The sequence below is a fragment of the Fulvimarina manganoxydans genome (assembly GCF_900176465.1).
In the GTDB taxonomy this organism is placed as follows: Bacteria; Pseudomonadota; Alphaproteobacteria; order Rhizobiales; family Rhizobiaceae; genus Fulvimarina; species Fulvimarina manganoxydans.
Genome location: NZ_FWXR01000007.1, coordinates 94982 through 116506, shown reverse-complemented (window position 1 = coordinate 116506; position 21525 = coordinate 94982). Strand labels below are relative to the sequence as shown.

The 21525-nt window shown below is 62.0% G+C and carries 12 protein-coding genes; 6 read left to right on the top strand and 6 right to left on the bottom strand.

The features are described from left to right. Positions 1–348: 348 nt before the first annotated feature. From B9A15_RS10055 to B9A15_RS10045, 3 genes are all read right to left on the bottom strand, one after another. Positions 349–3612: an efflux RND transporter permease subunit gene (locus B9A15_RS10055; RefSeq protein ID WP_084409923.1), complete on the bottom strand. Its 3264-nt coding sequence runs from the start codon at positions 3610–3612 to the stop codon at positions 349–351. Next, complete coding sequence (locus B9A15_RS10050; RefSeq protein ID WP_170923237.1) at positions 3609–5117, bottom strand: efflux RND transporter periplasmic adaptor subunit; 1509 nt, start codon at positions 5115–5117, stop codon at positions 3609–3611. Before B9A15_RS10050 ends, B9A15_RS10055 begins: the two co-directional genes overlap by 4 nt. A 743-nt stretch (positions 5118–5860) precedes the next feature. Next, entirely contained in the window at positions 5861–6328 is a 468-nt protein-coding gene (locus B9A15_RS10045; protein ID WP_084409982.1) for a MarR family winged helix-turn-helix transcriptional regulator, read from the bottom strand. 373 nt (positions 6329–6701) lie between these two features. Between B9A15_RS10045 and fumC the strand changes: the two genes are divergently transcribed. Next, positions 6702–8090: a class II fumarate hydratase gene (gene fumC, locus B9A15_RS10040; protein WP_084409921.1), complete on the top strand. Its 1389-nt coding sequence runs from the start codon at positions 6702–6704 to the stop codon at positions 8088–8090. A 155-nt stretch (positions 8091–8245) separates the two neighbouring features. Here fumC and B9A15_RS10035 read toward each other — a convergent pair whose 3' ends face one another. After that, a complete protein-coding gene (locus B9A15_RS10035) occupies positions 8246–9994 on the bottom strand; it encodes a hypothetical protein (RefSeq protein ID WP_084409920.1) in 1749 nt (582 codons plus the stop codon). Between the two features lie 234 nt (positions 9995–10228). Here B9A15_RS10035 and ahcY point away from each other — a divergent pair, with 234 nt between their 5' ends. From ahcY to B9A15_RS10015, 4 genes are all read left to right on the top strand, one after another. Then, positions 10229–11629 (top strand): adenosylhomocysteinase, encoded by a 1401-nt coding sequence (ahcY, locus tag B9A15_RS10030; protein WP_084409919.1) that lies wholly within the window; start codon positions 10229–10231, stop codon positions 11627–11629. A 261-nt stretch (positions 11630–11890) separates the two neighbouring features. Further along, positions 11891–14482, top strand: a complete 2592-nt coding sequence (locus tag B9A15_RS10025) for a sensor histidine kinase (protein WP_244556885.1) — start codon at positions 11891–11893, stop codon at positions 14480–14482. Beyond that, a complete protein-coding gene (gene tsaE, locus B9A15_RS10020) occupies positions 14479–16044 on the top strand; it encodes a tRNA (adenosine(37)-N6)-threonylcarbamoyltransferase complex ATPase subunit type 1 TsaE (RefSeq protein ID WP_244556884.1) in 1566 nt (521 codons plus the stop codon). Before B9A15_RS10025 ends, tsaE begins: the two co-directional genes overlap by 4 nt. Positions 16045–16131: 87 nt before the next feature. Continuing rightward, positions 16132–16833 carry a nucleotidyltransferase family protein gene (locus tag B9A15_RS10015; protein ID WP_244556883.1) on the top strand — a complete coding sequence of 234 codons (702 nt, stop codon included), beginning with the start codon at positions 16132–16134 and terminating at the stop codon, positions 16831–16833. A gap of 90 nt (positions 16834–16923) precedes the next feature. On the opposite strand, the gene B9A15_RS10010 is transcribed toward B9A15_RS10015, so the two are convergent. Together B9A15_RS10010 and B9A15_RS10005 are read right to left on the bottom strand one after the other, a co-directional pair. Next, positions 16924–18825 (bottom strand): ABC transporter ATP-binding protein, encoded by a 1902-nt coding sequence (locus tag B9A15_RS10010; protein ID WP_084409916.1) that lies wholly within the window; start codon positions 18823–18825, stop codon positions 16924–16926. Beyond that, the gene (locus B9A15_RS10005) at positions 18822–20690 is read right to left on the bottom strand and encodes an ABC transporter ATP-binding protein (protein WP_084409915.1); all 1869 of its coding nucleotides are present in this window, start codon (positions 20688–20690) and stop codon (positions 18822–18824) included. The genes B9A15_RS10010 and B9A15_RS10005 overlap by 4 nt, the downstream gene beginning before the upstream one ends. A gap of 301 nt (positions 20691–20991) precedes the next feature. Between B9A15_RS10005 and B9A15_RS10000 the strand changes: the two genes are divergently transcribed. Continuing rightward, the gene (locus B9A15_RS10000) at positions 20992–21462 is read left to right on the top strand and encodes a tRNA (cytidine(34)-2'-O)-methyltransferase (protein ID WP_084409914.1); all 471 of its coding nucleotides are present in this window, start codon (positions 20992–20994) and stop codon (positions 21460–21462) included. The last annotated feature ends 63 nt before the right edge of the window (positions 21463–21525 follow it).

Sequence of the window (21525 nt, the reverse complement as noted above, 5' to 3'; positions counted from 1 at the left end):
CGTAGCGCATAGCCGTCACCATGTCTGTGCTGTTTGCATCGGGCGATGAGCCATCATCGCCCGATGTCATATGTGGTGACGAGATCGCCGCTGGCTCTAGCGCCGTCGCGACGCTCCCACGCATTTGCCTTTAATCCCAGTAACGGTTCCCATCGCTGGCAAGGACCAACACAGGCCCTTCGTAGACTGGGTGACACTCGTGCTTACTGCCGTCCATGGTTTGACGCCGCCTTGGAAGAAGCGCCTGCACCCTTTCAAGCGGCCGCGGAGAGATCGATCCCCGAATAGAACCATCCCGAATGAGTTTCGGTCATCCGGGATGCAAGAGCATATAGCGAAAAGAGAGACCTATCGTGCAGGTTCGGGATCCGGCCCCTTATCGGCGGCAGCACGATCGTCGGCTTCGCCCCCGCTGGTTTTATTCGACTCTTTTCTGGCGCGCGCCCATGGGAAGCCCATCCCCGTCTTGGCGCGCTCACGGCCCGGACCGTCGCCGTCATCCTCCTGGCCCCAGAGCTTGCCCTTCTTGCCCTCGGCCAGACGCTGCACCAAGGCGTAAAGGGCCGGCACGATGAAGATGCCGATCAGCGTCGCCGCCAGCATTCCGCCGATCGAGGTCATACCGATCGCGTTTCGAGCCGCCGCACCCGCCCCTGTCGCCAGAGCTAGAGGTACGATGCCGAGGATGAACGCGATCGCCGTCATCAGCACCGCGCGAAGACGCTGGCGGGAGCCGGTGATCGCAGCCTCGGTGATCGAAGCGCCTTCGTCATGCCGATCGCGGGCGAATTCAACGATGAGAATGGCGTTTTTCGAGGCAAGGCCGATCAGCATGACGATGCCGATCTGGGAATAGATGTTCGACGTGTAGCCGAACAGATAGAGCGTGCCGGCAGCACCCGCCGCCGCAATCATCAGCGAGAACATAACGGCGAGTGGCAGAAGCCAGCTTTCATATTGGCCAACCAGGAAGAGATAGGCGAAGACGAAGGCCAGGGCGAAGGCGATATAGGTGACGTCTCCGGCTTGCTGCTCCTGATAGGACGTGCCGGAAAACTGGTAGGAATAGCCGTCTGGCAGGGTCTGGGACGCAACCTCTTGAAGCGCGCTCAACGCCGCGCCAGACGAATAGCCCTGGGCGGGATTCCCCGACAATTCCGCCGCGAGATAAAGGTTGAATCGCGGTATCGCATAGGGTCCGAACTCGGTACGCACGGTCACAACGGTTCGGATCGGCACCATCTGCCCTTGTCGGTTCTGGGCGTAGATGTTGAGAATATCGTCTTCGGTGGCCCGCTGCGCAGCTTCGGCCTGAAGGCGAACCTGATAGACGCGGCCTTGATAGTTGAACTGATTGACGAAGACCTGTCCGAGGGTCGAACCAATGGCGTCATAGATCGAAGATGTCGTCAGTCCGAGTGTTTCGGCTCGGTCGCGATCGATCTCCAGAAAGAGACGGGGCACATCCGCCGAGAAGGTGGTGCGTGCTCCCGAAATTTCGGGTCGTTCATTGGCCGCCGCGACAAAGGCTCGGGCGACTTGCGCCATCTCCTGAGGATCCTGGCTCTGCTGGGCGAGAATCTGGAAGCTGAAGCCGCCGACGGAGCCGAGGCCGGGAATGGGCGGCGGCGGGAAAGCCGCCACGGTCGCCCCGGGAATTTGCGAGAACCGGCCGGTCAACTCCCCGAGGATGGTGAACAGATCCCGTCTCTCGCCCCACACCTTGAGACCGATAATGCCGACGCCGGCGGAGGGCCGCTGAGCGGACTGAAGCAGGCTGAAGCCCGCGGCCGTCGTGTAAGCCTCAACCCCGTCCGTCGTATCGATAATCTTGGCAATCTGCTCCATCACCTCGTCAGTTCGCTGAAGAGAAGCGGCATTGGGCAAGGAGACGTCGAAGAGAATTGCACCCTGGTCTTCATCGGGAATGAGGCTCTGGGGCAGGCTCGTGAAGGAGAAGGCAGCGATCACCGCGCCGGCGGCTAGAATGACCAGCGCGACCAGCACACGGCGAACGAGGAAGCCGACCACGCGGGAATAGCCTGACGAGGTTTTCTCCAGCCCTTTCGAGAAGAGGCGCAAGGGCAGCCAGCTTTGACGCGGCGGCTTGAGAAATATGGCAGCCAGAGCCGGAGTGAGGGTCAGGGCGACCAGCGAAGACAAGAGCAGGGAGATCGAGAGTGTCACGCCGAATTGACGATAGAGCTGGCCCGACAATCCCGGCAGAAAGGTCGTCGGCAGGAATACCGCCAAGAGCACAAGCGTGGTCGAGATGATCGGACCCGTGACCTCGCGCATGGCCTGACGGGAAGCCTCCGGGGCATCGAGGCTTCGCTCGACCATCACGCGCTGACAATTTTCGACGACGAGGATCGCATCGTCCACCACCAGTCCGATCGCCAGGATCAAGGCGAGGAGCGTGATCACATTGATCGAGAAGCCGAAGGCAAGAAGAAAGATGAATGTGCCGATGAGCGAGACCGGAATCGCCATCGCTGGCACCAGGGTTGCGCGCCAATCCTGCAAAAAGACATAGACCACGATCACGACGATGGCCGCGACGAGGAAAAGAGAAAAGATGATCTCCTCGATCGTCGCATTCACATATTCGGTTGAGTCGTAGATGACGGCATATTCGAGGCCCGGCGGAAAGGATTGGGAGAGCCGGTCGAGTTCGGCCTGGACCGCCGTTACGGTCTGAAGCGCGTTGGCGCCCGGCGATTGATTCACCTGGACGAGCTGCGAGGGATATTGGCCGTCATAATAGGAATTGACCGAATAGCTCTGCGCTCCGAGTTCTACACGAGCGATGTCGCTTAAGCGAACGATGGCGCCATCCGGGCTGGCGCGCACCACGACATTCTGAAATTCAGAGACATCGCTGAAACGGCCCTTTGAAGTCACCGTATAGACCGTCGCCTGACCTTCCGGCGCCGGCGCACCGCCGATTTGTCCAATCGAGGCGACCGTGTTCGACGCCTGGATCGCAGCCACCACCTCATCCGGCGAGATGTTCAAGGCCGCCATCCGGTCGGGATCGGTCCAGATGCGCATAGCGTAATCCGCCGGACCGAGTGGTGAGGCATTGCCGACACCCTCGACACGAGACAGAGCAGTCGTCACATTGGTCGAAACATAAGCGCCGAGCTCGATCGGGCTTAAGGCGTCGGGATTGGTGGTGTAGAAAGCGAGCGCCAACAGGAAATTTGGCGACCGGCTGCGCACCGTAACGCCCTGGCGCGCGACATCGGTGGGAAGCTGCGAGGTCGCGAGCTGCACTCGGTTCGAGACGTTCACCTGAGCGATGTCGGGATCGGTTCCAATCGCGAAGGTGATGGACAAGTTATAGGTGCCGGCATCGGTCGAGGTCGAGGACATGTAGATCATGTTCTCGACGCCGTTGATCGCTTCTTCCAATGGCGCGGCGACGGCATCAGCCACCGCTTGGGCCGAAGAGCCGGGATAGGAGGCGGACACCGAGACGGTCGGCGGCGCGACATTCGGATATTGGCTGATCGGCAGAACGAAAATGGCCAGAAGACCGCCGATGATCAGAACGATGGAAATGACGGAGGCAAGGCGCGGTCGTGCGATAAAGAGATCGGAGATCACTGGCCGCTCTCCGCGCCAGAGCTTTGGCTCTCAGATCCCCTTCCATCGCCCGCGCCGCCTCCGGCATCACCGCTGCTCGCTGGACCGCCATTTCCTTGGCTTTGCGACGATCCCTCCGCATCCGCGGCGGCGCCGTTCGTGGCCGATGGGCCCTGCGAAGTCTGCGAGCTATTCTGAAAGCTCGGCGTGACCTTGGCGCCATCCTGGATGTTCTGAACGCCTTGGACGACGACGAGATCGCCATCCTGCAAGCCGGAAACGACCGCGACATCGCCGCGAAGGGTCTTGCCAGTCTCGATCGGCTGGCGCCGTACGGTGTTGTTTGATTGGTCGAGCACGAAGACCGAACGTCCATCACGGTTCAGCTGGACCGCGGCCTGAGGGATGACCGGCAGGCGCGGTGGGTCGCGCTCCTCGGCGACCAGCGTCACGTTTTCGTTCGGCAAGAGAATTCCATCCGGGTTTGGAAAACGGATCCGCACCTCGATGGTGCCGGTCGTTGAATCAACCGTATTGCCGACAAAGGCGAAAGCGCCTTCCGGCTGATATTCTTCGGAATTCGGTAGGCGCAGCGAGAGACGATAATTGTCGACGACAGCTTGGGGATTGGGGTCGGCGGTGCCATCCTGTCCGCCGACCGCGGTCGTCTCGCCTTCCGGCATCGCTTCGTCCGGCCGCACCCGGCGCCAAGTGGCGAGCCGGTTCTCGCCGATCGGAAAGCTCCCCCAGATCGGATCGAGTTGGACGATCTCGGCGAGAGTCCCGCTCGCGGCCGAGACGAAATTGCCCTTGGTGATCATCGCCTCCGAGATCACCCCATCGATCGGCGCTTCGATTGAGGTGTAGTCTAGATTGAGCTGAGCCTGGCGCACGGATGCTTCGGCCTGAAGCTCGCTCGCCCGAGCCGATTCGAAGGACGCCTGTGCCTGATCGAGCTGCGCCTGCGGAATCGTGCCGGAATCGATGAGCTCCTGCGCACGCTTGAGCGATCGCTCGGCTTCCGCCCTTTGGGCCTGCGCACCGGCGAGCTGCGCCTGTGCCGATTGAAGCGAGGCCTGATACTGATCGTCCTCGATCTTGAACAACTGTTCGCCGACCGAAACCTGCTCGCCACCCTGGAAAAAGACTTGTTCGATGAAGCCGTTGACGCGGGGCTGCAGCGTCACCTCTTCGATCGCCTGAATGCGACCGATGAAGGTGAACTCCTCGCCGACCGACTGCAATTCTGCCGCCGTCACAACGACGGCTGGAGGGCGATCGGAGCCGCCCTGCCCGCTTCCAGCGTTCCCGCCCTGCGCATTCGCGCCTTGCCCGTCTCCGCCTTGCGCCTTTTCACCCTTGCTCTCGGAGGTCGCAAGAAAGGAGAGCCAGGATGGAAGGTCGATCTCCCCGATCAGCGGAAGATCGATGCTCGGCGAAGCATTCTCCTGGCTCGAACCACGGCTCTGTTCCTGAGCCGACGCGGCCAGGGGAGCGAAGAAACAGGCCGCTGCGATGACGGACAAGCCAGCCACCGTCGACAGCCGCACTCCGATCGATTGTCCGGCGGTCCGCCCCGGCTGCGTCACTCTAGCCTGCATCGTCCATCCAGTGTGTCAGAGAACGGATCCCGAAAGAAGAAATCTCGTCCAGCCTTTTCGCTTTGCGACTTCGCAGGAGAGCGAAGCGCTGCGCTGGCACGGGACACTCCAAGCGCGGCCTTCGGAAGCCTGAAGGGACCCATGCAACGATTATTCACCCTGCCCGGAGATAGGCAAGCTAAGGCCGTTTATCGGCTCGACAGAGGCAAGGTCAAAGGATGGAGGCGTCGCGCCCACGGGTCTTGTTCTACGACGATCAATCCGCATATCTTGCGGATCGACTACCGGAGGGCGGAAAATTCCTGCGAAAAACCCGCGCGGGCGAGGGCAACGAGGGACCATCTCCCGTTCATCTGCCACATAATATCAAAGAGATATCTTTCGCACCGACCGTGTTCCTATCCGACATGATCGAGCGCCAGCGCCGGGGTCCTTCGCTAAGGAAAGCAACTATGGCTAGCGAGATCTAAGCGGCCCTCACTTAGTCATTCGAATAGGACTGTGAGGCCGTGAATGTCGATCGGCCACTTACGACGTCACGACGAACAAGAGATCCAGACTATTCGTCGCGGCTGTCGGCTGATCAACTTGCATCTTGGTTAGGCAGCCAGCGGATAGGCTCTCGATTCTTCCAGCGCGACATATTGTCCGCAAGCCAGAAACGGTGGTTAGGAAGAGGCCAGCTTCGAGCGACGCGGCGTGAGAATACCCTTGTCCGACAAATCGTCGGCGATCAGTTTCAGATCCTGAAGAAGGAGTCGAAATTTCTGATCGTCCAAGGGAATTCGGCAGCCAACGGCTTGTTGGATCAGCGAGGCCTCCCGCTCCAACTCGCTTCCCTTGTCGGTTAGCCCAATCACGGAAACGCGCCTGTCGCGCTCATGAGCAGCGCGTTCGACATAACCGATCGCCTCGAGCCGATCGATCAGCGGCGTGATTGCATTGGCCGCCAGATCGAGACGCCCGGCAATCTCCGACACGCTCAAGGCACCATGGTCCCACAGCACCATCATAACGAGGAACTGCGGATAGGTCAGATCGAATTTCGCAAGAAGGGGCCGGTAGACCCGAATGATCGCATTGGCCGCATGGTAAAGCGCGAAACACAGCGAATCGTCGAGACCAGCGCGTTCCATCGATGAATCCAGCTCTGGAAGTTCCGACTCGCGACTGTCTGCGCCGAGGTCCTTAGTCATTGCGTCCCGCTCATATTCCGACAGATCACACGGAGAGCCGTGGATCTCGACCAGTCAATGGCTGGAAAAGCCATTGCTGTTAAGCCCTTAGAGGAAACAGCCTTTGGTATAAAGAGTCTCGCGCCTCTTATCTGAACCAATCACAAGCGAAGAGGCGGGTCGATTGGCGTTCGAAGATCCCATCGCACTTGGACGGGAAAGAGACGCTAAACCGATTTTAGCCCGCCGCCCCTCTTCCAGAGCCCAGCGGCGGTCTTTATGCCAGGCGCCAGCGCGGGGGACCCGCTTCTCGATGCAATGGAAGGGACTGGCCATGAGCACACGCACGGAAACCGACTCCATCGGCGCGATTGAAGTCGCCTCGGACCGCTATTGGGGCGCCCAGACCGAGCGATCGCGGAACAATTTCAAGATCGGCGGCGACCGCCAGCCCCTGCCCCTGATCCATGCGCTGGCGACGATCAAGAAGGCGGCAGCAAGGGTGTCGGCCAAGAAGGGCAAGCTGCCGATCGAGATTGCCGACGCGATCGAAAAAGCGGCGGACGAGATCGTCGCCGGCAAGCTCGATGATCATTTCCCGCTCGTCGTCTGGCAGACCGGTTCGGGCACCCAGACCAATATGAATGTCAATGAAGTGATCTCGAACCGGGCCATCGAACTGATGGGCGGTACGATGGGCTCTAAGAAACCTGTTCATCCGAACGACCACGTCAATATGAGCCAGTCGTCGAACGACGTGTTCCCGACGGCGATGCATGTGGCGACGGTGATCGAGACGCATCGGCTTCTGATGCCGGCGCTCGATCGGCTCCATGCCTCGCTGGACGCGAAAGCGAAGGCCTATGCCGAGATCATCAAGATCGGCCGCACCCACACCCAGGACGCGACCCCGGTCACGCTCGGCCAGGAATTCTCCGGCTATGCGATGGCCCTCGAGCTGGCCAAGAAGCGCGTCGGCGATGCGCTCGACGGCGTATTGGCCCTTGCCCAAGGCGGCACGGCGGTCGGCACCGGTCTCAATGCCCCGGTCGGCTTCGACACGGAAATCGCGGCCGAGATCGCCTCGCTCACCGGCCATCCCTTCCGCACCGCCGAGAACAAGTTCGAGGCGCTCGCCTCTCACGGGGCCCTCACCTTCTTCCACGGCTCGCTGAACACGCTCGCCGCCGACCTTATGAAGATCGCCAATGATATCCGCTTCCTTGGATCGGGGCCCCGTTCGGGTCTCGGCGAGTTGAACCTCCCGGCCAATGAGCCGGGTTCCTCGATCATGCCGGGCAAGGTCAATCCGACCCAGGCCGAGGCGCTGACCATGGTGGCGACCGAGATCTTCGGCCATGAGACGACCGTGACGGTTGCCGCGAGCCAGGGGCATTTCGAGCTCAACGTCTTCAAGCCGGTTATCGCGAATGCCGTCTTGTCCTCCATCCGCCTTCTGGCCGACGGGATGGTGAGTTTCGCCGAGCATTGCGTCGACGGGATCGAGGCAAATGAGGGCCGCATCAAGTCGCTGATGGAGCAATCGCTTATGCTCGTGACGGCTCTGGCGCCGACCATCGGCTATGACAATGCGGCAAATATCGCCAAGACCGCTCACAAGAACGGCACGACCTTGCGCGAGGAGGCGATCGCGTCGGGCCTGGTGTCGGGCGAGGATTATGATCGCATCGTCGATCCCCGCGAGATGATCGCGCCGAAATAGAGCTCTTCTGACAGGTCTCGAAGACTTCGAAGCGGCGCACTCACCCGAATGCGCCGCTTCGTTTTGCCCCATCCCATATCCGGCGCAACGGCTGCCGAGTTCGGGCCGACATCACGCAGGACGATGCGCTGAACGAAGAAAGACCCCCGCCCACTTCATTGCGCGCCGGTTTCTTCTTCGTCGTCATTTGTCCCCGCATCCTCAGGCGCAGAGGAGCCCTCGGATCTTGCGCTCTCAGGACTCGCTCCTTCACCGGCACTGTCCGCCGGCTGTGGCAGAACCTCATCCCAAAGCGACGCGATCAGTCGGCCCGTCTCGTCTTCTGGCCAGATGACGTCGCCCGTCGCCCTCGCTCTGGCGAGTTTGTCGCGCAAGAGCCTCGCCGCTTTGTCGTCGCCGGCGGCGGCGATGTTGGCGAGTGCATAGGCCCGCTGCAGATTGCGAGGCCGCCCGATCCCTTCATAGTAAGCATAGGCCAAGCGGCGCAGCGCCGCCCAGTCGCGCGCGGCAAGAGACGCGGTTTCGGCCGTGTCCGCCTGCCGCCCGCTCTCGCTCTGACGCCAGGACTCGGCTGCCACCGCTTCCGCCACCGCGATCTCGGCCGGCGACAAGCGCTTAGTCAATGTCTCGGTGAGGCTTGGCTCGACGCCGTTGCGGTCCGCACGGGCGAGCAACACCGCCTCATAGATGCGGCTGAGCGCCTCCTGCGACATCTCGGCCCCAGGATTGAGGACGAGCGCGCGCGCAAGGCTCGAGGCCGCAGACATGTCCCCCGACAGAAGACGCGGCTCGAGCATGGCCACGGCTCGCGGAATGTCCTGCGGAAGGCCGCGCCCTTCGATCAAGGCGAAAGAGAGCGCCTCTTCACGGGCCGGATCGTCTGCCGCGCTCGTGGCAGCCGCATTCGAGATGAGCGGCACGCGATCGACAGGGCCATTCGTCACGGATGGTCTGAGGGCCAACACATCGGCTGCCAAGACCTCCCCATCGTTGAAAGCGGCGAGATCGAAGGGCCGCGCTGGATCGAGCCTGATCGACAGGCGATCCGGGTCTCGCAGAAATTCCTGCACGGCCACCGACCAGGATTGCGCGGCGCCGTCGAGCTCCGAGGTCGAACCGCCGGGAAGCGAGGCAAACATGGAGGCTATCGCGATGCCGGCCATGGCCGAGGCCATATCCCGAGCCTGAACCGCATCCAGGTCATTCTTCTCGCCAATAGTCGTCGTGATGGCTTCCACCAGCCCCGCATCGGTCAGATCGCCCCGGGCCGTCACCAGCTGGCCAGCGAATTGGACATCCTGGCCCGGCGGCGTCACCCCCTCGATCGGTGCGAGAAGGTGAAATCTGCGGAGATCGGCGGCGACCTCCAGACGCGCGACTTCGTCGCCCGAAACCGTCATCGAAAAGCGGACATCGCCACTCGAGGGAGCAACGTCGCTCACGATGCTCGATTTGAGGTTTAGAATCTCCTTGTCGAGCCGTTCCAGAACGGCTCGCACGGTCGGATCGAGCGGGAGAGCGCGCGTATCGATCGCGAAGCCTTCGATAATCGTCTCTGTGGGCGCTATGCGCAGCTGATCGATCGCCATCTGAAAATCGCCGCGAGCGATGCGGAGGTCGGTGATGACGAAGGAATCCGTGATCTGATCGTAGCGCCGCGTGCCATAGCTGACGATGGCGAAGCTGCGCCCGACCGAGACCGCGAAATCGAAGGCATAGGGAAGCGTCAGCGCGAATAGAGATCCGATATCGACAAGCTCTTGCCGCGCGCTCGAAGGCTGCAGCGGTGCGGCGAGTGCGGCGCCGTCCCGCAAACCATCTTGTGCCATGGCCGGAGCGAGAGCCAGCGCCGGCAAGAGACAAAGCGTGGCACTGCCGCGCAGGAGGCCTCGGAAATATCGCATGGTCACATCCTCCTCCAGACCGTCGAGGGACCCGATACGATCAACCTCGATCCGTTGCGCGGGACGTTATCATCGGCCTGCCAGCGGTCAAATCGCCCCATCACATCAAGACATAAAGATTTGTTTATATCTTCTTGAGTAGCCGTTGATGACCTGCTAGGAGACTGCCCGAGACTGCGTCGCTTCGCGCGGCGCACGCACACATTCATTTTTCCGTTCAAGGAGCCGCGCAACATGGCCGAATCGACCGATTATATCGTCAAGGACATGAGCCTCGCCGACTACGGGCGCAAGGAAATCCAGATCGCCGAAACCGAGATGCCGGGCCTCATGGCTTGCCGCGAAGAGTTTGGCGCCGATCAGCCGCTGAAGGGTGCGCGCATCACCGGTTCGCTGCATATGACGATCCAGACGGCGGTGCTGATTGAGACGCTGACCGCGCTCGGCGCCGAAGTCCGTTGGGCGTCCTGCAACATCTTCTCGACCCAGGATCACGCCGCCGCCGCCATTGCCGCGAGCGGCGTTCCGGTCTTCGCCATCAAGGGCGAAACACTGGAAGAGTACTGGACCTATACCGACCGCATCTTCCAGTGGTCGGATGGCCAGCCCTCCAACATGATCCTCGACGATGGCGGCGACGCCACGATGTATATTCTTCTGGGCGCCCGCGCCGAGGCCGGCGAGGATGTTCTGTCCAATCCCGGCAATGAGGAGGAAGAGATCCTCTTCGCGCAGATCAAGAAGCGCATGGCCGAAACGCCGGGCTTCTTCGCCAAACAGCGCGACGCCATCAAGGGCGTGACCGAGGAGACGACGACGGGCGTTAACCGTCTCTATCAGCTGCAGAAGAAGGGCCTGCTTCCCTTCCCGGCGATCAACGTCAATGACAGCGTCACCAAGTCCAAATTCGACAACAAGTATGGCTGCAAGGAAAGCCTCGTCGACGGCATCCGCCGTGGCACCGACGTGATGATGGCCGGCAAGGTCGCCGTCGTCTGCGGCTATGGCGATGTCGGCAAGGGCTCGGCCCAGTCGCTCGCCGGCGCTGGCGCCCGGGTGAAGGTCACCGAGGTCGATCCGATCTGCGCGCTTCAGGCCGCCATGGACGGCTTCGAGGTCGTCACGCTCGAAGACGCTGGCCCGACGGCCGACATCGTCATCACGACGACAGGCAACAAGGACGTCGTCACCCTCGACCACATGCGCTCCTTCAAGGACATGGCGATCGTCGGCAATATCGGCCATTTCGACAACGAGATTCAGGTCGGCGCCCTGCGCAACATGCAGTGGACGAACATCAAGCCGCAGGTCGACATGGTCACCTTCCCCGATGGCAAGCGCATGCTGCTGCTCTCGGAAGGCCGCCTTCTCAATCTCGGCAACGCCACCGGCCATCCGAGCTTCGTAATGTCGGCCTCCTTTACCAACCAGACGCTGGCCCAGATCGAGCTGTTCACCAAGGGCGGACAGTACGAGAACAAGGTCTATGTGCTGCCCAAGCATTTGGACGAGAAAGTTGCCCGTTTGCATCTCGGCAAGCTTGGAGCAAAGTTGACGGAGCTCTCCGAGGCGCAGGCCGACTATATCGGCGTCACGCCGCAAGGGCCTTTCAAGCCTGAGCATTATCGATACTGACCCGTCTTCGGGCCTGGCCCGGATCAAAAAAGCCGTCGGAGTTCAAGGACTCCGGCGGCTTTTTTTGTTCAGCCCGCATTAACCATCCACCATTGCGCTGATCCGTCTCTCGGCTACTATGTCCGAATCGTGGCAGGGATGGTGGACCCGGCCACGAGAGTGATGCGTCTGACGATCGTTCCAGGATCAAATCGCGGCAATACGGGGATCGATACGATGAAGAAACGGGCAACCGGGTGCAGGCCTGCGCCGCGGACCACGATGGATTCGGCTCGGACGATTTTCCAGGTGATCGCTTTGCCCTCTCTCACGATCGTCAACACCCGCCGCCCGGGCGCATTCTCCCTGGCTCTCACCCTGACTTTGATGCCCTGCGGCGCCTTGGCGCAAGGTTTCCAGCGTCCCACCGGGATCGTCGAGGACCCCGTCGCGCTGACGCTCATGTCGCTCGTCGCGATCCTCATCGGCACGGCGATGATCTGCGCGGTCTATCTGATGCGATATCGCGCGCGGCTCGTGGATGAGAACGAGGCTCTGCGCTCCGAAATCGCGAAGCTGTCGAACGATGCCGGCGAACGGCTAGCGCTTCTTGCCGCCGACGATCAGCGGCTTCTCGTCTATCGCGGACCGGGCCAGCCCCATGTTTATGGCCAGTTGCCGGCAAAGGCCGGCACACCTCAAACCCACAGCAATTTCCTCGATTTCGCCGAATGGCTCCCGGTGGAGGTGGCGGGGGAACTCGCAGCCTTGATCGAACAACTTCGCACGACGGGCCGGCCCTTCAGCGAATCCTTCGACACGATGAAGGGCGAACTCGTCGAGGTCGCAGGCCGCACCCATGGCGGCCTCGCGCTCGTACGCTTCAGCCATCTCGGCGGCCTTCGCGTGACCTTAAAAACCATCGAGGCCGAGCATGCCGAGGCGATCGCGACGGTCGAGACCATGCAGACCCTGTTCGACACCGCCCCGGTGCCCACATGGCTGCGCGGAGAGGACGGCCGGTTGGTCTGGGTCAATCGGGCCTATGCCGAGGCCGTCGATATCAAGGACCCGGCCGAAGCCATCGAGAAACAAGTCGAATTTCTCGGCGAGACGGACCGGCGCCGGATCGCCGAGACGGTCGTGACCGGCGAGACTTTCGCCGACAAGCTCTCAACCGTGGTCGCCGCCGATCGGCATATCTTCGACGTCACCGAGACCGCTGGACCGCTCGGCACGGCCGGCCTGGCCATCGACATTTCCGAGACCGAAAGCGTTCGGCGCGAATTGCGCCAGACGATCGACAGCCAATCGGAAACCCTCGACCAGCTGGGCACGGCCGTCGCCCGTTTCGACGCCGAGACCCGCCTCAGCTATCACAACGCCGCCTTCAAGGATCTGTTCGAACTGACCGAGCCCTTCTTGCAGGGCGACCCGGATCACGTCGCGCTTCTCGATCATCTTCGCAGCCGGGGCGTGCTGCCGACCGAAACCGCCTTTCCAAGCCAGAAGCGCCAAGAGGTGCTCGCCGCCTATAAGGCGACGGAACCCACCGAAGATATGTGGCACCTGTCCGACGGCCGCACCCTGCGCGTCGTGGCGACGCCCCATCCGCAAGGCGGCGCGACCTTTGTCTTCGAGGACATCACCGAGAAGCTGAAGCTGGAGATGCAGATCAAGACGGTCATCCGCCTCCAACGTGAGACGATCGACTATCTGTCGGAGGGTGTTGCTGTGTTCGGCTCCGACGGGCGCCTGCGCCTGTCCAACCCAGTCTTTGCCGAGATGTTCGGTTTGGAAGAGGCCTATCTTTCCACCAATCCGCGCATTCAGACCTTCCGCGATCTGACGGCGATCAAGGCCGAGGCGGCCGATCGCGCCGATATTTGGGCGGAATTTGCCATCGTCGTCACCTCCTTCGACGAGATGGAGCGCGCGTCCGAAGCGGGCGAAATGGAGCTATCTTCGGGCCGCACGGTTGCCTATCGCGCCGTTCCCCTGCCGAACGCTCAAACCATGCTGACCTTCTCGGACGTGTCGGATGCGCGCGCGGCCGAACGCATGCTGCGTGAGCGTAACGAGGCCCTGGAACAAGCGAACCGTATCAAGAACGACTTCGTCAAGCATGTGAACTACGAGCTTCGCTCGCCGCTCACCTCGATCATCGGCTTCTCGGCTCTGTTGCGGGCACCCGAGACCGGCCCGCTCAATCCGAAACAGAGCGAATATCTCGACTATATCGGGTCTTCGACCTCTTCGCTTCTGACCATCGTCAACGACATTCTCGATCTGGCGACGATCGATGCCGGCATCATGGAACTCGAAGTCTCCGACGTCGATATCGCGGCCACGGTGGACCATGCGGTCGATGGCGTGCGCGACCGGCTACTCGAACATCAGATCGCGCTCGACATCGACATCGCCGAAGCCGGCACCGCGTTCCGCGCCGATGGGCCGCGTCTGACCCAGATCCTCTTCAATCTCCTGTCGAACGCCGCCAATTTCGCCCCGCATGGTTCGACGGTCGGACTTCGCGCCTGGCGCGAGGCGGATGCGGTCGCCTTCTCCGTCACCGACAACGGCCCTGGCATTCTCCCCGAACAGATCGAGACGATCTTCGAACGCTTCGAGAGCAATCCCGATGGAGGACGCTCATCGGGCGCCGGCCTTGGCCTGTCCATCGTCAAGAGTTTCGTCGAATTGCACCATGGGACGATCACCGTCGAATGTCCGCAAAACGGCGGCACGTGTATCACCTGCGTGTTCCCATTCTCGCCGGACGATCCGAACGGAGCGGGCGACGACGATCCCCTGAGGACCGAAACGACGGAGGCTGCGACCCGTTCGCAGGACTTTCGGGACGCCGCAGAATGAGCCGCACGCACGTGATTGAAATGCCAAAGTCGTCAGAGGACGACACGATTGCGCCCCTCACCCGCCTCGTCGATTTCCATCTCGCCAGCGAGGCCGATACGCGCCGTCTTGGCGAAGACCTGTCGCTTGCCTTCAGGCCCGGCGACCTCATCGCTCTCCTGGGTGATCTCGGGGTCGGCAAGTCGACGCTCGCCCGCGCTGCGATCCGCGCTTTGGTCGGGGAGGACGATCTCGACGTGCCCTCCCCGACCTTCACTTTGGTTCAGGCCTATCCTGGGCGCCACCCTGTCTCCCATTTCGATCTCTACCGGCTGAGCGATTCCACGGAGCTTGCCGAACTCGGCCTCGACGAGGCACTGGAGAGCGGGATCGCCTTGGTCGAATGGCCAGAAAATGGAGGCGATCTGATCTCGAGAGCGACGATCGTCATCGAATTGGCCGTCAGCGAAACCCAAGGACGCCGCGTAGCCATAGCAGCACGCGAAGAAGCGGCCGACCGCCTCGCGCGAACGCTTGCCATCCGGCATTTTCTGACGAATGCGGACTTGCCTGAAACGAAGCGCCGCTTTCTCCTGGGCGATGCCTCCTCCCGCCGCTATGAGACGGTCGGTGACGAGAGCGCTCCGCTTCTTCTCATGGATGCACCGCGCAAAGCCGATGGCCCCCCCATCCGCGACGGCCTTCCCTATAGCCAACTCGTTCATCTCGCTGAGGATGTCGCGCCATTCGTGGCAATTGCCGGTGCGCTCGGACGAGCAGGTTTCACCGTACCCACTATCCTGAAGGCCGATCTCGAGGCCGGCCTTCTTCTCACAAGCCATCTTGGAAAGGGAACGATCCTCAAGCCCGACGGCTCGCCGGACCCGACGCGCTACAGAGCGAGCGTCGAATGTCTCGCTCGCCTCCATGACAGGACATGGGAAAGCGACCTTCCCATTCCGGGCGGCGCAAAGCATCACGTCCCAAGCTTCGATAAGAGAGCTATGACCATCGAGGCTGAGCTCCTGATCGACTGGTATGTGCCGGAAATGCGCGGCGCGCCGCTCGGCGAGGACGAGAGAGAGCGCTTCACCGAGACCTGGGCGGCGATTCTGACCGAGATCGAGGACGCCGAGACGACGCTCGTCCTGCGCGACTATCATTCGCCGAATATTCTATGGCAGGCCGATGCGATCGGTCCGGCTCGGATCGGCATCATCGACTTTCAGGATGCGATGATCGGTCCCACCGCCTACGACGTCGCCTCGCTCGCCCAGGACGCGCGCGTCGATGTGGCGCCGGAATTAGAGGCCGCGCTCGTCGCAGCCTATGTGAAGGCGCGAAGAGAAACCGATGAGAGTTTCAAGCCGTTCGCCTTCGAGCGCGATTACGCGGTGATGGCGGCTCAGCGAGCCTCGAAGATTCTGGGCATTTTCGTTCGGCTTGCGGTCAGGGATGGAAAACCGCAATACAGACGTCACATCCCTCGGATACGCGGCTATCTTCAGCGAACGCTGAATCATCCGACCCTGTCGGCGCTGAAACTGCTCTATGCCGATCTCGGCGTGACAGAGCCGCGCTGACGAAGCGGACCGATACGCCTCCACAGTTTACAGATGATGCGACCCATGAACTCCGTCCGCGAGATTTCGAATAGGCCGAAAACGGCCATGATGTTGGCAGCAGGCCTCGGCAAGCGCATGCGTCCCATCACGTCGACCATGCCGAAGCCCCTTGTGGAGGTTCATGGCAAGGCATTGATCGACTACGGCGTCGACGCGCTCGTGCGCGCCGGCGTCGAGACGATCGTCGTGAATGTCCACTATCTCGCCGATCTGATGCGGGCGCATCTGCGGAAGCGATCGGATGTGGAGATCATCATTTCGGACGAGACCGATCGCCTGCTCGATTCGGGCGGCGGCATCGTCAAGGCGCTTCCGCATCTCGGTCCCGATCCGTTCTATGTGATGAATGCCGATACGTTCTGGATCGAAGGCTATCGCGACAATCTCGACCTGTTGGCCGCCCTCTGGCGCCCTGAGGCGATGGATATCAGCCTTCTCATCGCCGATATGGCACAATCGACCGGCTATGACGGGCGCGGCGACTTCGTGATGGATGCCACCGGGCGCCTGACCCGGCGCGAGGAGCGCGACATCTCGCCCTTCATCTATGCGGGCGCCGGCATCATGAAGCCAGAGCTATTCGACGGATACGAGGCCGAGCCCTTCTCGCTCAACCAGATCTTCGACAGCGCGATCGAAGCCGAGCGCCTCTTCGGCGTGCGCCTTGGCGGCCTATGGATGACCGTAGGCACACCACCGGCCGTCCGTCTGGCCGAGGATGCCTTCAAGGCGAGCGCGGCGGCCTGATTACTCTGATCCTGGCGACCGGCGAGAATCACCACGATCCAGCTGGAATCCGAGCCCGGGCGGGCGATAAGAGCGCGAGCAGGTCTCGCGCTACTCGGCTGCCTCGACCTCTTGCTCCCCACCCAGAAATCCGCCGGATTGCCGATGCCAGAGATCGGCATAAAGCCCGCCCTTGGCGACAAGATCGGCGTGGCGCCCCTCCTCCACGATCCGCCCCTCGTCGAGCACGATGAGCCTGTCCAGCGCCGCAATGGTCGACAGGCGATGGGCGATGACGATGACGGTCTTGCCCTCCATCATCGTGGCGAGATTGTCCTGGATCGCCGCTTCGACCTCCGAATCGAGTGCGCTCGTCGCTTCGTCCAGAATGAGGATCGGCGCGTCCTTCAAAAGAACACGGGCGATCGCGATGCGCTGGCGCTGGCCGCCGGAGAGTTTGATGCCGCGCTCGCCGACCGTCGCCTCATAGCCGGTCCGCCCCTTCGGATCGCGAAGAGTGGGGATGAAACCATCTGCATTGGCCCGGCGGGCAGCGGCGAACACCTCCTCGTCGGTCGCGCTCGGTCGGCCGAATGCAATGTTGTCGCGGATCGAGCGATGCAGGAGCGCGGTGTCCTGGGTCACGACGCCGATCGCCGAGCGCAAGGAGGCCTGAGTCATCTCGGCGATGTCCTGACCGTCGATGGTGATCCGCCCGCCCTCGACGTCGTAGAGCCGCAGCAAGAGATTGACGAGGGTCGTCTTGCCCGCGCCAGAGCGGCCGACCAGCCCGACCTTTTCACCGGCCCGGATGGTAAGGTCGAGATGGTCGATGACGCCGCCACCCTTGCCATAGTGGAAGGTGACGCCGTCATAGCGGATTTCCCCCATGGTCACCTCAAGTGGTTCGGCTTCAGCCCGGTCAATGAGCGTCGGCAAGCGCGTGATTGTTCCCACCGCGTCCTGGATGGTCCCATAATTGCGGACGAGACCGTTGATGTTGAACATCATCCAGCCGGACATCTGATTGAGCCGGAGAACAAGGCCGAGCGCGGCTGCGACCCCGCCGGAGGTGATTGTGCCGGCCTGCCAGCCGGCGATGGCCACCCAGCCGACCCCGGTCATCATCAGGCCGTTCAAGACGGCGACCGTGGTGCGGACGGTCGTCAGGGCGCGGGTGGTGCGGCGGGTGGCGTCGACGAGCCGACGAAAACCGTCCTTGACGAACTGATCCTCGCGCCGGGTCGAATCGAAGAGTTTGACCGCGAGAATATTGGTGAAACTGTCGACGACCCGGCCCGATACCACGGAGCGCGCGTCGGCCGAGGCCCGGCCATATTCGCGGATCTTCGGCAGGAGATTGCGCACGATCCAGACATAGCCGAGCGACCAGACGGCGAGCACCAGCGACATGCGCCAGTCGATGGCGCCGAGGATCGATATCGTCAGGATGATGAAGGTGACGAAGGACCAGAAGGTCTGGAGAACCGTGGTGATGAAGTCGCCGGTCGCCTGTCCCGCCTGCTGCACCTTTTGGGCGATGCGGCCCGCAAAATCGTTCTGGAAGAAGGCATAGGCCTGCTCCATGACGCGCCGATAGCTCTGCCAGCGGATGCGGTTGTAGAAGCTCGGCGAAATCACCTGCTCCTCGAGAACCGAGCTGGCGAAGAGCACGATCGCCCGGCCGATCAGGGTGAGGAAGGCGAGCCCTGCGACAAGCCAGAAGTTCTCAGCGATAAAGGTGGCCGGCGACGAGCTTTCCATCGCATCGACCAGCCAACCGACGCCGGTGAACATGATCGCCTCGACAAGACCGGTCAGACCGCCCGTGACGAGAAGGCCGATGAGCGGCCACTTGGCCTGTTTGGCGAAATGCCAGATGAAACGGTTGGTCTCGTCGGGCAATGGGTCGAGATGGCCCGACCGGTTGACGGCACGATCCTCCGGCGCCTCTCCCTCGTCTTCGAATGGGTCGAGGATGGTCTCGAAGCGTTGGAGCAGCCGGTCCATCATTCGGCCGCCCTCAATGCGCCCGTCTCCTCAGGCTCGGACTGAAGCAGGAAGCCGCCTGCCTGGCGCTCCCAGAGCTGGGCATAGAGCCCACCCTTGGCGACGAGATCGGCGTGGCTGCCCTCCTCGACGATCCGCCCCTTATCGAGCACGATCAGCCGGTCGAGCGCGGCGATCGTCGACAGACGATGAGCGACGGCGATGACGGTCTTGTTCTCCATGAGGCGGTAGAGGTTGTCGGAGATCGCCGCTTCGACTTCCGAATCGAGTGCACTCGTCGCCTCGTCGAGGAGGAGGATCGGCGCATCCTTCAGCATCACCCGCGCGATCGCAATGCGCTGGCGCTGGCCGCCGGAGAGCTTCACGCCGCGCTCGCCCACTTCGGCATCGAGGCCCGAGCGGCCATCCCGGTCGACCAGTTCGGCGATGAAGTCTTCGGCCTTGGCGTCGCGCACCGCGCGCATCACCGCATCGTCCCCGGCATCCGGGCGGCCATAGAGGATGTTCTCGCGGATGGAACGATGCAGGAGCGAGGTGTCCTGGGTCACCATGCCGATCTTCTCGCGCAATTCGTCCTGCGGCACGGAGGAAATGTCTCGTCCGTCGATCAGAATGCGCCCGCCCTCCACGTCGTGAAAGCGCAGAAGAAGATTGAGGATGGTCGACTTGCCGGCGCCCGACCGGCCAACCAATCCGATCTTCTCGCCCGGCTTCACGGTCAGGTCGAAATCCTGCAGGACGCCACCCTCCTTGCCATAATGGAAGGTGACCTTGTCGAAGCGGATTTCCCCTTTCTCGACAGGCAGGGGCTCGGCCTTGCGTTTGTCGACCACCTGGTGAGGCAGCTCGAAAGTCGACATCCCGTCTCGGATCGTGCCGATATTCTCGAACAAAGCCGAGACTTCCCACATGATCCATTGGCTCATGCCATGAATGCGCAGGACGAGCCCGAGGGCGGCGGCGATCGCACCGGCGCTCACCAGACCGTCGGTCCATAGAAAGATGCCGAGCGCGCCGACGGCGAAGAGCAGCAGCGAATTGATCGTCTGCAGCGAGGTCACGAACAGGGTGACGAGACGCGCCTGGCCATAGACCGGATTGAGGAAGATGCGCATCGAGGCGCGCGCATAATCGGCCTCTCGCCGCGTATGGGCGAAAAGTTTCACGGTCTGGATGTTCGAATAAGCATCGACGACGCGGCCGGTCATTTCGGCCCGCGCATCGGCCTGCGCTTCCGAAACCCGGTCGAGTCGCGGAATGAAATAGCGCAGAATCACGGCGTAAAGCGCGAGCCAGCCCACGAAGGGCAAGGCCATTTGCCAGTCCGAGGCCGCTACGACGAGCAGGATGCCGGTGAAATAGACCGCCACATAGAGAAAGACGTCGATCGATTTGACGATGACCTCGCGCACCGCAAGCGCCGTCTGCATCAGCTTCTGGGAAACCCGGCCAGCGAATTCGTCCTGGAAGAAGGCGACCGAATGGCCGAGGAGCCAGCGATGCATCTGATATCGGAAGCGCATCGGCAGATTGCCGAAGACCGACTGGAAATTGATCAGCCCGTCAAATAGCTGGATCGCCGGCATGACGACCAGGATCAGAATGCCGAGTCCGACGAGTTCCCAGGTCCGATCGATGAGAAAGCTCTCGGGATCGGACGAGGCGAACCAATCGACGATGTCGCCCAGGAACGAGAAGAGCGACACTTCGATAAAGGAGAAGATCGCCGTCGTCACCGCAAGGACCAGAAGCTGCGGCCAGAACGGCTTGGCAAAATGCCAGACGAAGGAGCCGAGCGAGCGCGTCGGCGGCGCGGCCACGGGCGTATCGGGAAACGGGTCAACCATCCGTTCGAAGAAACCGAACATCAAAACTCTGCCGATCATAGGTTTGGTGGGGCGCAGAAACCAACGAGCGCAAAAGGCCCGAAAGTTCCGACGCCGAAAGAACGGCGGGCCTTGAAGCCGGCCCGTCGCTTGCGCTTGGGACCGCATATAGGTTCTCTCCAAGACGATCCCATGGCATCAGACGGTCCGTCTATCAGGCGCACGCTCGTGTGATCACCAGTCCGCGCCTTCGTAGCCTCGTCGTTCAATCGCCTTGCTGGCTCGATGCCAAACCAGTCTGGATCAGCCGGCACCTTGTCGCCCCCTATCGACGGACCATCGAATGCCGATTTCTATCGCGCTTTATCAGCCTGACATTGCGGGCAATACCGGCACGATCCTCAGGCTGGGCGCCTGTCTCGGGATCGCTGTCGAAATCATAGAGCCGGCCGGCTTCGACCTTTCGGACCGTAATTTGAGACGCGCCGGGCTCGACTATCTCGAACGCGCCGCTCTCCTGCGACACCTCGACTTCGAGGCCTTCGAAATGGCGAGGGAGACGCAAGGCCGCCGCCTCATTCTCTTCACGACGAAGGCGGCTGACGCCTATACGGATTTTGCCTTCGAAGAGACCGACATTCTCTTGTTCGGCCGGGAGAGCGCAGGCGTTCCCGATCATGTTCATGAGCGCGCCGACGCTCGGCTCCTGATCCCGATGCAGACCGGCGCGCGCTCTTTGAACCTCGCCGTCTCGTCCGGGATGGCTGCCGGCGAGGCCTTGCGCCAGACGCTTTGGTCGCGGCCCTGCGCATGAACGTGCAGAGCGGCAATCCACCCCTGCGGCCAAAATCGGCGTGAGCACGGGTGAGATGGGGCT

What these genes read in the sequence shown, in the direction of transcription:
- fumC (WP_084409921.1), top strand. Translation starts at nt 6,702, where the DNA reads ATGAGCACACGCACGGAAACCGACTCCATCGGCGCGATTGAAGTCGCC.
- B9A15_RS10000 (WP_084409914.1), top strand. Translation starts at nt 20,992, where the DNA reads ATGCCGATTTCTATCGCGCTTTATCAGCCTGACATTGCGGGCAATACC.
- B9A15_RS10025 (WP_244556885.1), top strand. Translation starts at nt 11,891, where the DNA reads ATGGATTCGGCTCGGACGATTTTCCAGGTGATCGCTTTGCCCTCTCTC.
- ahcY (WP_084409919.1), top strand. Translation starts at nt 10,229, where the DNA reads ATGGCCGAATCGACCGATTATATCGTCAAGGACATGAGCCTCGCCGAC.
- tsaE (WP_244556884.1), top strand. Translation starts at nt 14,479, where the DNA reads ATGAGCCGCACGCACGTGATTGAAATGCCAAAGTCGTCAGAGGACGAC.
- B9A15_RS10015 (WP_244556883.1), top strand. Translation starts at nt 16,132, where the DNA reads ATGATGTTGGCAGCAGGCCTCGGCAAGCGCATGCGTCCCATCACGTCG.
- B9A15_RS10035 (WP_084409920.1), bottom strand. Translation starts at nt 9,994, where the DNA reads ATGCGATATTTCCGAGGCCTCCTGCGCGGCAGTGCCACGCTTTGTCTC.
- B9A15_RS10010 (WP_084409916.1), bottom strand. Translation starts at nt 18,825, where the DNA reads ATGATGGACCGGCTGCTCCAACGCTTCGAGACCATCCTCGACCCATTC.
- B9A15_RS10005 (WP_084409915.1), bottom strand. Translation starts at nt 20,690, where the DNA reads ATGTTCGGTTTCTTCGAACGGATGGTTGACCCGTTTCCCGATACGCCC.
- B9A15_RS10045 (WP_084409982.1), bottom strand. Translation starts at nt 6,328, where the DNA reads ATGGAACGCGCTGGTCTCGACGATTCGCTGTGTTTCGCGCTTTACCAT.